A 13,055-nucleotide genomic window follows, 5' to 3' on the forward strand; every position below is an offset into this window, starting at 1 on the left:
GCGCGTCCGACACGGAATTGTCAAACTCTTCTTAGCCTTTTCCCAGACTCGCCCGAGCGCAGGTCACGGAGCAGGGGAGGTTGCGCCGAGGCTTGCGTGAGCGCGGGTGTCGGGGGCCAGAGCGGACAGCAGGTACGGCGCGTCGACCAGCGACAGGTTCGCGCCGTCGAGGAGACGCGGATGCAGCGCGTAGACTTCCGCGCCCGCGCGCGGCGTGACGTCACCGGTCAGAACCGCCACGAAATCGGCGCGTTTCGCCGCGTCCTCGTCCCAGCTCCGGTCTGGCTCCAACCGCGCGACGACCCGCCGCACGAACGTTGCCGCGTCCTCGGCCGGGTCCCGGACGTACCCGACGACCGACCCGTCGGCGCACCGGACCGCGATCTCGTCGGAGCGCGCCGCGGCGTGCCAGCAGCAGATCTCCCACAGGCTCACCCGGTCACCCGACCCGTGCACCTCTTCCAGCGTCGCCGCCATCAGACCGAGATGACCGCCGTACCGCGCGATGTTGTGACCGTATCCGGTCACGCCGAGGTTCACGTCGTACCAGCGCAGCTCCTTGGTCTGCAGGTCGACGCCGAACGGCATCAGGATCTTCGCCGGCCCGGCCAGGTCGAAGCGGTCCTCCACCGCCGCCGGATCGAACAGGCCGTTCGGCTGCCGCAGTACGCCGACGAAACCGCGCTCCAACTCGTCGAACGGTACGTCGTTGTAGCTGAACACCACCGGCAGCAGGTAGCGACCACCCACGCGGCGCACCGCGCGCAGATCGATGTCCACGAACTCCGACGAACCGTCGGGACCGGGCGCGGACGTCAGGTCGCCGGAATGCACCAACGCATCCTGGTCGAACCGCAGCCGGGTATAGTCGCACAGCCCGACGAAGCCCCACTCCTGGTCGAACACCGCCACCGACAGGTCGAGATCGATCCGCCGCCCGCGCGGCTCGACCCAGTGCATGAACAACCGCAGCAACTCGTCCTGCGGAATCGACACCGCACTCCCCCGCGTCATCCGCAGCAAGCTCGACGACGCATTCCGCTCCGAACCGGGCGCGGCCATCCGGGACAGCTCCTCGTCCAGGAACACCCGCCGCCAGCGCGGCAATCCCGTTGCCCGACGCAACATCTCCCCGGTCAGTACGCCGGACAACTCGACGGCGAGCGCCGCGGGCAACGGCTCCCGCTCGTCGACCGACGTCCAGATCCGGGTGGTCCCACCGCGCGGAAAGAACAGCCGCAGGTCGCCCGGCGGTGTCCGCACCTGTCCTAGGGCCGCCGTGATGACGGCCGGCGACACATCCGACGCTGCGGTCGTCAACGCGTCGACGAGCTCCGCGTGCTGATCCGACGGAAGCGCACGCGCCAAGTTCACAAGACGGCGTACCAAATCCCCCGGACGCTGCCGCAGCAGGTCGAGCGCCTGCTCCGGCCGCCCTTGTGTGAAAGCGCCCTCGACGCGCGAGCTGAACGTGCTCATCACGAGCCGCCCACTCTCCACGCGCACCAGCGGATGCCGCGAAGCCTCGCCCGCGACCGCCCGCCCGGCCGCCGTCCCGAGGTCGACGTCGGTACGGCGGAGGACCGCGAACGCCAGCGCGGCGACCGGGAAGCGCGTGGCGAACTCGAACGGATGCAGGTTCTCCCCGATCCGTTTCCAGGCGCGCTCGTGGCGGAGCATGTCCTCCACCAGCGTCTCGATCGGCAGCCGGTCGAGACGCTCCAGCACTAGCCTTCGAGTTGCCCGAGGCAACGACTTCCGCCGGGCCGGCGGCGTCCGCAGCCCGGGGTCGGCATCCATCAAGGCGTAGAGCAGCCGCAGTACGTCGGTGGCGGTGTCGGCGCGATCGATCAGCTCGGGATCGTCGGCAAGGAAATGCGCGATGACCAGTGCACGGGTCTCCCGGACCGGGATGTCATCGGGGATCCAGGCCGAGCTGGCGCCGTCGAGCAGCACCTGCAGGTCCGCACGGTCCGCGGCGGACAAGGGCGTGCGCCGCGCCAGCAAGGCCCCGACGGTCTGGCGGACCGAGTCGGCCGTGGCCAGTGAGAGCAGCCGCAGGCGATCCGAACGGACATGCGTCGGCGGCTCCTCGACCGGCGACGGCTTGAGGAACGGATCCTTCGGGTCGATGCGGCGCAGGCACAGCGGGCAGGCGCTGAGGTCGGTGCCGTCCCAGCAGGTGCGGCAGACCAGATGCGCGCAGGGCGAGACCGCGTGCACGGAGGTCGTGTCACCGCACAGGACGCACGGTTGCTCCGGCTCCTGCAGCAGGCGAGCGAAGACCCGGTTCACGTAGAATGTCTCGGTGTTGGCCGGCACGCTCTCCGGGAAGCCCCGGAACAGTGGCGTGTGCTTGGCGTCGAACCCGGACTCAGTGTCGAGCAGGTCGAGCAGCGCGCTGCCAAAACCGGCCAGCGCAGGCGCCGACAGCGAGGCGCAGTACCGGTACAGGCCGACTGAGAGCAGGAGGCCGCGCTGGATCAGGTCCGCCTGGAGCGCGGACAGGCCCGCTTGGATCGTGAGCGGCCGGCGCAGCCACTGCCAGGCGGAGCGCCGTACCGGTGGAGTCAAGGCGGTGGCGTCGACGAGCCGGCGGCGGCGCAGCAGGACGGCAGCTTGCGGATCCGCTGGTTGGTCCGGCATGGCGTCTCCCCACTGACGTCCTTCACTGAAGAGGGCGCCAGGGGCGGAGAGCGGACGCGCTACTTGGCCTGGTGAAGGAGAAGGAAGCACGTCCAGGAGCCGCCCCTGGCACTGAGAACGCTACCGGTGGCCACCGACAGTTTTCAGTCGGGCCGCAGAGGGAGGGCCTGGAAAAGAAGAGCTCCGGTGGCAGGGTCGGGGCCGCCCCGCCCAGACCCCGCCACCGGAGATCTCCAGAGTAGAACGTTCATCCAAATCGCGCGCCACCGGGTCCCCGATTCGTTGCCGAACTGGCACTGATGCGCCGCGATCCCGCCGCTGCGATCACCCTCGGCAGGCGCCGTACCACGGATAGTAATTGGCATAGCCCGTGGACAATCACGGTGCGGTAAATTGCCGGGCTTCCAGATTCAATCGGTGAACGATTTCTGTGGAATGTAAGAGAGAAGTAAAGAAATGCCGCCGGTCACCAGTCATTGCCCCCGGTGAACCAGTCGTTGCCGCCGCGGCTGTCGGTGCCGGTGCGGGCGGGGAGCGCTGAGATCTGCATGATTTTCGACCCTTCTTGGTGCTGACCGACTGGTGGAATGCCCGGGCCTCCGGGTGACCTGACGTGAACAAGTCGTTACTATGAACGCATAACCGCTCAGATCGACCGCATGTGAGGCTGACGATGATTCTGATCGGTCGGAGCAGTTGGGTGTCACCGAGGCAATGGAAGCTCTGGTCGTTACCCAGGACCGCATTGGCTTATGTGCTCGCGATTGATTTGATTGCGGTGACGATTACCACACTCGCGGTCCGAAGCACGCTCAGCGGCCCGAATTCCGGGGTCCGGCATTCGGAATGGGTGGCGTTCGTCGTCCTGGCCGTGGCCTCGACCCTGCACCTGGAGGCTGCCCGCGGAATCGAGCGCCGACGCGAGCTGGCGGCCAACACCTCGCCGCACACCAACCTGAAGTGCCTGTGGATCTTCGCGGCCCTGCTGCTGCTCCCGCTGTCGCTGGTCGTTCCGCTGGTTGTGCTGGCCTACACGTACTCCTGGTTCCGCGTGTACGGCCGGACCGTCGCGCACCGCAAGGTCTTCTCCACCTCGACGTACATCCTGGCCAGCGCCGCTGCAGCCGCCGTACTGCGTGCAGGCGGGCTGCTGCACGCTCCGCGCGTACCAACCGGATTCTGGACGCTGCTGGTGGTTCTCGCCGCGGCCGCGACCTGGTGGCTCGTGAACTACGCGCTGGTGATCGGAGCGATTCTCCTGTCCACTCCGGACGCCACGGCGCGTGAAGCGCTCGGTGAACTGTCGGACCAGTTGGTCGTGTGCGCCGGCCTCGGTCTGGGCGTGGCGATCGCTGCGGTGCAGACGTCGTACCCCTGGGTCGTTCCAGTGCTGATGGTGACAGTGCTGGCGCTGCACAGGGACCTGCTCCTCCCGCAGTACCAGCGGGCCGCCGGCATCGACTCCACGACCGGTCTGGCCACTTCGTCGTACTGGGCGAGCGCAGTGCCCGCAGAGCTCGCCCGTGCGGACACACTGCACAGCACGGTCGGTCTGCTGATGCTGGACCTGGACAAGTTCAAGGAGATCAACGACACCTACGGTCACCCTGCTGGCGACGAGGCACTGCGTGCTGCCGGTGAGGCGATCAGTGGGGAGGTGCGGAACGGCGATCTGGTCGCACGGGTCGGTGGAGACGAGCTGGCGGTGCTGCTGCCCGGTGCATTCGAGTCGGAGGTGCTGGAGATCGCGGAGCGGATCAGAGAGCGGCTCGTGGCCCTCACGGTCTCGGTCGGCACGACGGACGGGGGTACGGCGACGCTCGACGGCGTACCGGCATCGTTCGGCGCGGCCGTCTACCCGGCTGTCGCGAACACGATGGACCAGCTGATCCTGGCCGCGGACGACGCGCTGCTGCGGGCCAAGCGGTCCGGGCGGAACCAGATCGTGGTCGCCCGCCCGAACCACTCCGAAGAGTTGCAGCCTGACGAGGCTGCCGAACAAACCGTCAGCGACTGACCTCGATCAGCGCCTTCCCGCGCAGCGTGCGGTTCTCGAGCGCCCGGTGCGCGTCGGCCACGTGATCGAGGTCGTAGATCTGGTCGATCACCGGCTTGAGGTCTCCGGCCGCCGCGCGCGCGATCACGGCCGCGCCAGTGACTTCCGTGGTCGCCGAGTCGGCGCGCAGATCCATGATGCCCTTGACTGTGAGGCCGCGACGCTCGGCCTCGGCTGCGTCGTACGGCGCGAAACTGCCACTCGGCGCTCCGTGGGCCGAAATCCAGCCGCCGTCCTTCACCACGCTGAACGCGGCCGCGCCCAGCTCGCCGCCGGCGCCTTCGAACACGATGCCGGCGCCTTGTCCGTTCGTTGCCTCAAGCACCAGCTTCTCCCAGCCCGGCTTGCCGTAGTCGATCAGTACGTCGGCACCCTGCGCCCGGCTGAGTTCGAGCTTCTCGTCGCCGCGGGCCGCCGCGATGACCTTGGCTCCGGCTTTGTGCGCCAACTGGATCAGCAGCAGGCCCATGCCGCCGGCGGACGCGGTGATCAGTACGTCCTGGCCGGCCATCGGCGGCGCGAGCTCCTCGAGCATGAGGGCTGTGACGCCGTCGCCGTACACCGCGACCGCGGTCCGCAGGCCGAGTTCGGGCGGCACCTCGACCGCATCGGCCGTGGTCAGGGCCAGCTCCGCATGGGTGCCGAAGGCCACGCCGCGACCCACGACGGTCTTGCCGATCAAGTCCGCCGGTACTCCCGCACCGACCGCGCGGACCCGTCCGCCGAGGTTGGTGCCGGGAACGTACGGCACCTGCACGTTGAAGAACTCGCTGTGCTGACCCCGGCGGATCGCGGTCTCGACGAAGATCACGTCCGCGATGCCGACCTCGACCAGCACCTGCCCCGCGGCCGGCTCGGGCGCCGGGACGTCGCGGGTCTCGATCACATCCGGACCGCCGAACGCGGTCACTACTGCTGCACGCATATTCATACTCTCTGTTTGTCTACTGGAACTGCGAGCATGCAACCTCAACGCCAGTTCAGGTCAAGTTTTGTCGGTGGCGCGGCGTAATCTGCAGGGCATGTTCGATGCCGTGTTCGTGCCTGCCGACCCGCCACGCGCGGGCCGGCTGGCGCTGTACGGCGACTTGGCCGGGTCGGGCGAAACGGCCAACGGGACGGTCGACCTGGTCCTCCCCCGCGGAACGACGGTCCGCCGCACCACGGTCCCCGCTCGCCTTCTGGACCTAGAAGAAGTACTGACCAGACTCGCCGAGCCGGACTCGGATCGCTTGGACAGCTCGGGCAGCTGGGCGGCGTGGCGGGCAGCCGGCCTTGCCGGGCTCGTGTTGATCGGGCGCGGGCGGCTGGTGCCGGATCGAAGCCCGGAGGGATACGGCGCTTGGCGGGTGGCGCCGCTCGACCCGCTCGACCACGCCTGGCTGCGGAACCTCAGCGCCGCAATGCCGGCGTACGGTCATGCACTGCCGCTCGACGGCACCCGTCCTGTGCGGCTGATCGAGCCGGAGCAACTGGTCCGTGCGTTCTGGGACGCACTCGCTGACGCCCTGGTCCGCACACCGGCCGCAGCCGTCGCAGTCCGCCCCGGCGCCGCACCGTTCGCGGCCGCCGAACCGGCAGCGCTCCCCGGACCGACTGCCTGGCTCGACGAAACCGCCCTCACCGAACAGGCGGGAACCCGCCTCGTCCTCCGCATCGAACCACCTGATTCCACTGACGCGCCTGACTTTCGGGCCGTTCTGCAGTTGCGGAGCGGCGTGGATCCGAGCCTGCTGGTCGACGTCGCGGACATGTGGAACGCACCAGCCGCCGTACTCACGGCCCTCGGCGAACGCGCCGAGACCGACCTCCTCCTCGCCCTTCGCCGCGGTGCCCGGGTGTGGCCTCCGCTGGGTTCGGCCCTCCAAGACGCTGCCCCGGAAGACGTCCCGATCGACGACGACGCGCTGGAAGAGCTCGCCGAAGGCAGCACCGCGCTGGAGGGCGCCGGCATCGAGGTGCTCTGGCCGACCGAGCTGTTCGCCGGCGAACTGGCCGTCCGCGCCACCGTCGCGACGCCGGCTCCCGGTGCCGTCACCGGCCCCGATTTCAGCCTGACCGAGCTCGTCGCGTTCCGCTGGCGTCCCACGCTCGATGGTCTGGACCTGACCGAGGCCGAGGTCGCCGCGCTCGCGGAGGCGAAGCGTCCGATGATCCGTATGCGCGGCCGCTGGATCCGGGTCGACCACGACCTCGTACGACGGCTCCGCAACGGCTCCTCGCGCCAGCTCACCGGCGCCGAAGCGCTCGGCGCCGCGCTCACCGGGACGATCGAGGTCGACGGCGAGCTGATCCCGTTCGACGCCGACGGGTCGCTGGCCGCGATGATCGCCCGGCTCCGCACAGCCGAGGAGCCTAGGCCGTTCACCGAGCCCGTCGGCCTCAAGGCAACACTCCGCGATTACCAACGCCGCGGCGTCGCGTGGATGGCGCAGCTGGCCAACCTCGGTCTCGGTGGGTGCCTCGCCGACGACATGGGCCTCGGCAAGACCATCCAGGTCATCGCGCTGCATCTGCAACTCAAGGGTCGCGGCCCGACCGTCGTCGTCTGCCCGTCGACGTTGCTCGGCACGTGGGAGCGGGAGTTCGAGCGGTTCGCCCCCGATGTACCGACGCGCCGCTACCACGGTCCGGGACGGACACTCAGCGATCTCGCGCCCGATGAGGTCGTGCTCACGACGTACGGCGTGGTGCGCCAGGACCACCGCGTGCTCGGTGAGATCGCGTGGGGCCTCGCCGTCGCGGACGAGGCGCAGCACGCGAAGAACCCGCTGTCGCGCACGGCCCGCGCGTTGCGAACGTTGCCCTCAGCAACCAGGATCGCGCTGACCGGTACGCCGGTGGAGAACCGCCTGTCCGAGCTGTGGTCGATCCTCGACTGGGCGGCGCCGGGGTTGCTCGGCACGCTCGACAGGTTCCGCCACGACGTCGCCGTACCGGTGGAGCGGTTCCACGACGAGGAGGCGACCGCTCGGCTCGGTCGGGTGACGCGGCCGTTCCTGCTGCGTCGGCGCAAGAGCGATCCGGGGATCGCGCCGGAGTTGCCGCAGAAGTCCGAGCACGATGTCGTCGTATCGCTGACCACCGAGCAGGCCACGCTCTATCAGGCCGTCGCGAAGGAAACGCTCGCGAAGATCGAGGACGCCGAGGGCATCGCGCGGCGCGGGCTGGTGCTGAGTCTGCTCACGCAGCTGAAGCAGGTGTGCAACCATCCGGCGCAGTTCCTGCACGAGCCCGGTCCGCTCGAGCGGCGCTCCGGCAAGCTCGCGGCGCTGGACGAGCTGCTCGACGTGATCCTCGCCGAGGGCGAGTCGGTGCTGATCTTCAGTCAGTACGTCGAGATGTGCCGGCTGATCGAGGCGCATCTGGCGGCGCGGCAGGTCAAGACTTTGTTCTTGCACGGCGGCATCGGGGTGCGCAAGCGCGAGCAGATGGTGGAGCAGTTCCAGTCGGGCGCGGCGCCGGTGTTCCTGCTGTCGCTGAAGGCCGGCGGGGTCGGGTTGACGCTGACGCAGGCCACCCACGTCGTGCACTACGACCGGTGGTGGAACCCTGCGGTCGAGGATCAGGCCACGGACCGCGCGTACCGGATCGGTCAGGACCGGCCGGTGCAGGTCCATCGGCTCGTCACCGAGAACACGCTCGAGGACCGGATCGCCACGGTGATCAACGCGAAACGCGACCTCGCGGACGCCGTCGTCGGGTCGGGTGAGGCGTGGTTGAGCGAGCTGTCGGACGCGGAGCTGACCGAGCTCGTCGAGCTCTCGACGGGACCAGTGCGATCCGGGTCGGCGAGCGCCTACAACCCTTCTGCTGTTGGGAAATCCGATGGTTGACGATCGGGCGCCGTGGCAGGGGTGGCGGCGGAAGGGCGAGGACGCCGGGTTGCCGGCGGCCAAGGGCACGGGGAGCCGGCGGTCGTTCGGGGCGACATGGTGGGGGCGGGCCTGGTTGGAGGCGCTCGAGCAGCGGGCACGGCTCGATCCGGGACGGCTGTCGCGCGGACGGTCGTACGCGCGGCGCGGCAGCGTGCTGGAGTTGATGGTGAGCCCAGGCGAGGTCGAGGCGGCGGTACAGGGCAGCCGCGTCACGCCGTACCAGGTGACCGTCCGGATCCGCGCGTTCTCCGCGGCCGAGTGGGACGCCGTACTCGACGTTGTCTCGACGCAGATCGGGCGCGTCGCGGCGTTGCTCGACGGGGAGTTGCCTCCAGAGGTTGTGGAGGACGTACGGGCGGCCGGGCTTGATCTGCTGCCAGGCGCGGGCGAGGTGCTGACGAACTGCAGCTGCCCCGACTTCGCCGTACCGTGCAAGCATTCCGCGGCCGTTTGCTACCTGGTGGCTGATGCACTGGACGACGATCCCTTCGCGCTGCTGCTGCTTCGAGGGCGGCGCAAGGACGAACTCCTCACCGCCCTCCGCTCCCGCCGGGGTGGGACCACGAGCGCGCCGGTTGCGCCGCGCACTCCGCCACCGGCAGGCATCCCAGCAATAGCAGCCTTTGCGCGCCATATGCAGCCCGTCGACCCGTCCAGCGGGGGTGACGATGACGGGCTGGATGCGGGTGTGCGTGGGGGTGCGGGTGTGGGTGCAGTTCCCGTGCCGGCGCCGCCTCGGCCGCTGGGGGCGCCCGGCGTACCGGCGGCGGTGAAGGTGCTGGATCCGCCACGTTCGTCCGGCGTCGACGTACGCGACCTCGTAGCCCTAGCCACCGACGCCGCCCGCCGAGCCTGGGAACTGGCCTCCGGCGACACGAACCAACCAATAACCTTCGAACAAGACCTCGCACGCCGAGCCGCAGACCTACTCGGTACGCCGGAACTCGCCGACCTGGCGCATCGCGCCGGCCTCCCCGCCCGCCAACTCACCACCTGGGCCACCGCCTGGCGCCAAGCCGGCCCCGGCGGCCTGGCCGTCACCGTCGACGACCCCCACGAGGTCGACCCCGAAGCCCTGTCCGAAGCCCTCGAAGCCCTCCCCAAAGCCACCACCGAAGCCAACCGAGTAACCTCCGGCAAACTCCAACTCCGCCTAGGCCGCGACAACCTCTGGTACCGCTTCGCCAAAAGCTTCAACGACTGGACCCTCACCCACCCACCCGCCCCCTCCCCTCAAGACCTCCTCTGATCCTCAGACCCGCGCCGCGACGAAGGCTCCAGCCAGACGGGTGATGAGGTCGTACGGGATTGGTTTGTTGAGGGGGAACTTGAGGGTGCCTTTGCCGGAGCGGTAAGGGTCTAAGGCTTTCGTGAGGGCGGGGTCGGTGGGTGGGATCGGGTAGATCGCGAGGTGGGTTTTCCAGGCGCTGAAGTGCAGGAGGGATGTGCCGTCGAGGGTGATGGTCGGCATTTGGTAGCTGACCTTTTCGCCCGCGTCGGGTACGGCGGCGTGGATGGTACGGCGTACTTCGTCCAGGACCTCGCGGACGTCTGCAGGGAACGACGCGATGTACTCGTCCACAGTCTGGAACGCCATCTGTCTATCCTGCCGCGGTCAGCGGGACGAACGGCATCGGCTCAGGCTTCGGCGTTGCGTCCCAGGTTTCGTCGAGCGGGGTCGGGCGCCATTTCCACGAAGCGGGTGCCGGTGCGCCCGCAACCGGCGTACGGTCGGTCAGCCGACGCAGTTCGAGCCAGGGGTCGTCGGCCGCGCGGGGTTCGTGCGGGAAGAGGCGCGCGAGGACGCGATCGCACAGGTCGGCGGGCGGCTCGAGCGAGCAGCCCAGGCCGTCCGCGAGATCCTGGCCGTGGACAAGAAGCTCCACACACGCCATTCCGGCGAAGCCCTCCGGATCACCGATCCCCCACGGATGGAACGCGCGCGTACCGGCCGAACTCGCACGGACGACCGACGCGAGGATCCGCCCCGCGGCCTCGACGAAATCGAGTACGCCGGCCGGCGGAGCGAGCTGTTGCGCCTGCGCCGACCAGCGCACGTACTGCGTCCGCGCACCCACCGCAAGCTGCGACGCCCAATGCAGGTGCGCCTGCCCGATGTGCTCGGCCGTCTTCCGGCAACTCCACTCGATCGTCCCCGCCCGCACACCCCAATCAGCCTCCACCGTCGGCCGCAGCGCCCCCACCACGCACTCGGTCGCCACCTCGACATCACCCGCCGTCACCACAACCCGCTCCTCTCGACGCCCCCAGTCTGCGGTCCCGCAACGCCGAAAAAACAGTCTGTTGCGCAGCGCCCGTTCTTGTCATAGATAGAAGGAAGACCACAACCCGCTTGCGGTGGATCGGCGAGCTGCCTCACGCCGAGTCGTGGCGTTTGGTCGGCATACGGAACCGCGAGTCGTGGATTGAGGTTGCGTTTGGGCGCCAAAATCCACGACTCGATGGGGGTGGGGTGGCCGCGGCACGTCGACCAATGGGTTGGCGACGCGCGGGATGGGCGTGGGGGGGTGTGGGGTTAGGCGGGGCGGCGGAGGGGGGTTTGGGCTTCTAGGGCCTTGATCAGGTGATCGGCGATCTTGGTGTGGCCTGTGACGGTGGGGTGGACCTGATCCGTGCAGTCGGCTTCGGTGATCCAGCCGGTGGAGTCGATGCAGATGAGGTTCGGGTCGTCGAGGGACTTCACCGCCGCCTGGATCGTGTCCGCGTGCTTGCCGTTGAACGGGGTCAGCGACACGAGCGTCGCGGACGGGTACGCCGAGCGCACCCGTCGTACGTAATCGGCGTACTCCTCCACCTCCAGCGTCGGGTCGTTCACGCCGAGGTTGATCACGACCACGTCCGACGGCTCGACCCGCTCGGCTGGTGAGCCGGCGAAGTTCCAGCCGAACGAGTCGACCCCGGCCGGGACCTCGCCGTTCCCCGGCTTGCTGATCCCTTGGCTCCCGAATCCGACCTGGTACGACGTGGCGCCGAACGCGCGCGCGGTCAGATACGCGTACGACGTCGTACCGTCAGCCCCCTCCGACTCCGGGTGCTCGCTCAGCGACCGCACGCCCTGCGTGATCGAGTCGCCGTAGAACTCGATCCGCGGACCACTCGGCCGGCCGCTGAGCCGCAACGCCGACCGTACGTCGAGCACGAGACCGGCGAACACGACCGCGCACTCGAACGGCGGGTTCCACCGGTTGACGTGCTCGTTGACGTCCTTCACCACCACCGACACCTGGTGCCTGCCGTCGGGCTCTGACAGCTCGATGACCGGTCCGTCGAGCACATGCAGCGAAGGCTCGCCGTCGTCGACCGTGATCCACAGGTGCGGCGCGACGGTCAGCCCGTCGGTGTCGAACAGGAGCTGCAGCCGCTCACCGGCGTACGAGAACGTGATCCGCGACCCGGAGTTGACGGTGATCGCCACGCCCGGCTGCTGTCCCCACTGCCCTTCGAGGACGATGCGCGGATCGGACGGGGCGACGACCTGGCCTGGCTCGAACGGCACGGGCACTCTCCTTGTCTACGGCGGCGGCGATGCCATTGTGCCCAACGATTCACCAACCTTCCTTCCGAGCCCGCGCCTCGAACAGCAGGATCCCGGCGGACAGTGCGACGTTCAGCGAGTCGGCCTGACCGAGCATTGGGATCGACACCGCGTCGAACCCCTCCTCGTGCCACGCCCGTGACAGCCCCGAGCCCTCCGAACCAACCACGAACGCGGTCGGACCGTCGTACTGCGGAACTCGGTAGGTGCCCGTGGCGGCCGGGTCGGCGAGATGCACGCGGAACCGATGACTCCGCAGCCACGCAGCCGCTGACGGGATGTCGTCGAACTCCACGATCGGGGTCGAAAGGACTGTGCCGCGACTCGCGGAGTACACGGCGGGATGCGTTGGGCGGGCGCGGCGGCTGGTCAGGACGAGGCAGTCGGCGTTGGCGGCGTCCGCCGTACGGATCAGGGTGCCGAGGTTTCCGGCGTACTCGACGCCGTCGGCAACCAGGACCAGCGAGCGGCTGGTGAAGCGGAACGTCTGCGGCCGCCACTCCGGGAGCCGCGCCATCGAGATCAGGCCGTCCGAGCGGGTCTTGCGGGACAGGCGGGCGAGCAGCTTCTCCGAGATCCGATAGACCTCGGTCGCGCGCTCGGCGATCCGGGCGACGTCGGCCGTACCGGCTTCTGGGCACCAGAAGAAGGTCTCGATGGTGGCGGTCGTGGTCAGCAGGCGGTCATGTTCCCAGGTGCCTTCGACCATGATTCGGCCGGGTGAGCCGTCCTTGCGCAGCGCGAGCAGGTCACGGACACGGGGGTGTTGAGCGCCGATAGAGCGGACAAAAGGGTGCACAGTCATGTGCAAGCTCCGTATGGAGAGAATCAGCAAGCGCGCCGGGGACCCAGGGGTCCACTCCGGCGGGGCGACACCCTCGGGTGCCGTGGTACTGACGCGGCCTATCGACCGCGTCAG

General features: G+C 69.0%; 9 protein-coding genes. 3 read left to right on the top strand and 6 right to left on the bottom strand.

Annotated elements, in window-relative coordinates; all coding sequences use genetic code 11:
• Positions 1 to 63 precede the first annotated feature (63 nt).
• On the bottom strand, positions 64 to 2,646 hold the full coding sequence (locus ACWF0M_RS26745) for an MXAN_6230/SCO0854 family RING domain-containing protein (RefSeq protein ID WP_452238458.1): 2,583 nt from the start codon (positions 2,644 to 2,646) through the stop codon (positions 64 to 66).
• A 778-nt stretch (positions 2,647 to 3,424) separates the two neighbouring features.
• Here ACWF0M_RS26745 and ACWF0M_RS26750 point away from each other — a divergent pair.
• A complete protein-coding gene (locus ACWF0M_RS26750; protein ID WP_452238459.1) occupies positions 3,425 to 4,663 on the top strand; it encodes a diguanylate cyclase in 1,239 nt (412 codons plus the stop codon).
• Here ACWF0M_RS26750 and ACWF0M_RS26755 read toward each other — a convergent pair.
• Positions 4,653 to 5,627, bottom strand: coding sequence for a zinc-binding dehydrogenase (locus ACWF0M_RS26755; RefSeq protein ID WP_452238460.1), 975 nt, complete (start codon positions 5,625 to 5,627; stop codon positions 4,653 to 4,655). The two genes, ACWF0M_RS26750 and ACWF0M_RS26755, sit on opposite strands and share 11 nt — an antisense overlap.
• Positions 5,628 to 5,724: 97 nt before the next feature.
• On the opposite strand from ACWF0M_RS26755, the gene ACWF0M_RS26760 reads away from it, so the two are divergent.
• Together ACWF0M_RS26760 and ACWF0M_RS26765 are read left to right on the top strand one after the other, a co-directional pair.
• Positions 5,725 to 8,538, top strand: coding sequence for a DEAD/DEAH box helicase (locus ACWF0M_RS26760; RefSeq protein WP_452238461.1), 2,814 nt, complete (start codon positions 5,725 to 5,727; stop codon positions 8,536 to 8,538).
• Complete coding sequence (locus ACWF0M_RS26765) at positions 8,531 to 9,829, top strand: SWIM zinc finger family protein (protein ID WP_452238462.1); 1,299 nt, start codon at positions 8,531 to 8,533, stop codon at positions 9,827 to 9,829. The genes ACWF0M_RS26760 and ACWF0M_RS26765 overlap by 8 nt, the downstream gene beginning before the upstream one ends.
• A gap of 3 nt (positions 9,830 to 9,832) precedes the next feature.
• On the opposite strand, the gene ACWF0M_RS26770 is transcribed toward ACWF0M_RS26765, so the two are convergent.
• The 4 genes from ACWF0M_RS26770 to ACWF0M_RS26785 all read right to left on the bottom strand — a co-directional run bounded on the left by ACWF0M_RS26770 (position 9,833) and on the right by ACWF0M_RS26785 (position 12,941).
• Positions 9,833 to 10,177, bottom strand: coding sequence for an iron chaperone (locus ACWF0M_RS26770; RefSeq protein WP_452238463.1), 345 nt, complete (start codon positions 10,175 to 10,177; stop codon positions 9,833 to 9,835).
• Between the two features lie 4 nt (positions 10,178 to 10,181).
• Entirely contained in the window at positions 10,182 to 10,826 is a 645-nt protein-coding gene (locus tag ACWF0M_RS26775; RefSeq protein ID WP_452238464.1) for a hypothetical protein, read from the bottom strand.
• Between the two features lie 290 nt (positions 10,827 to 11,116).
• Positions 11,117 to 12,097: an SGNH/GDSL hydrolase family protein gene (locus ACWF0M_RS26780; RefSeq protein ID WP_452238465.1), complete on the bottom strand. Its 981-nt coding sequence runs from the start codon at positions 12,095 to 12,097 to the stop codon at positions 11,117 to 11,119.
• Positions 12,098 to 12,146: 49 nt separating this feature from the next.
• Entirely contained in the window at positions 12,147 to 12,941 is a 795-nt protein-coding gene (locus ACWF0M_RS26785) for a TrmH family RNA methyltransferase (protein WP_452238466.1), read from the bottom strand.
• Between the last annotated feature and the right edge of the window lie 114 nt (positions 12,942 to 13,055).

The sequence above is a fragment of the Kribbella sp. NPDC055110 genome (genome assembly GCF_053607525.1).

What these genes read in the sequence shown, in the direction of transcription:
- ACWF0M_RS26745 (WP_452238458.1), bottom strand. Translation starts at nt 2,646, where the DNA reads ATGCCGGACCAACCAGCGGATCCGCAAGCTGCCGTCCTGCTGCGCCGC.
- ACWF0M_RS26765 (WP_452238462.1), top strand. Translation starts at nt 8,531, where the DNA reads ATGGTTGACGATCGGGCGCCGTGGCAGGGGTGGCGGCGGAAGGGCGAG.
- ACWF0M_RS26755 (WP_452238460.1), bottom strand. Translation starts at nt 5,627, where the DNA reads ATGCGTGCAGCAGTAGTGACCGCGTTCGGCGGTCCGGATGTGATCGAG.
- ACWF0M_RS26770 (WP_452238463.1), bottom strand. Translation starts at nt 10,177, where the DNA reads ATGGCGTTCCAGACTGTGGACGAGTACATCGCGTCGTTCCCTGCAGAC.
- ACWF0M_RS26785 (WP_452238466.1), bottom strand. Translation starts at nt 12,941, where the DNA reads ATGACTGTGCACCCTTTTGTCCGCTCTATCGGCGCTCAACACCCCCGT.
- ACWF0M_RS26760 (WP_452238461.1), top strand. Translation starts at nt 5,725, where the DNA reads ATGTTCGATGCCGTGTTCGTGCCTGCCGACCCGCCACGCGCGGGCCGG.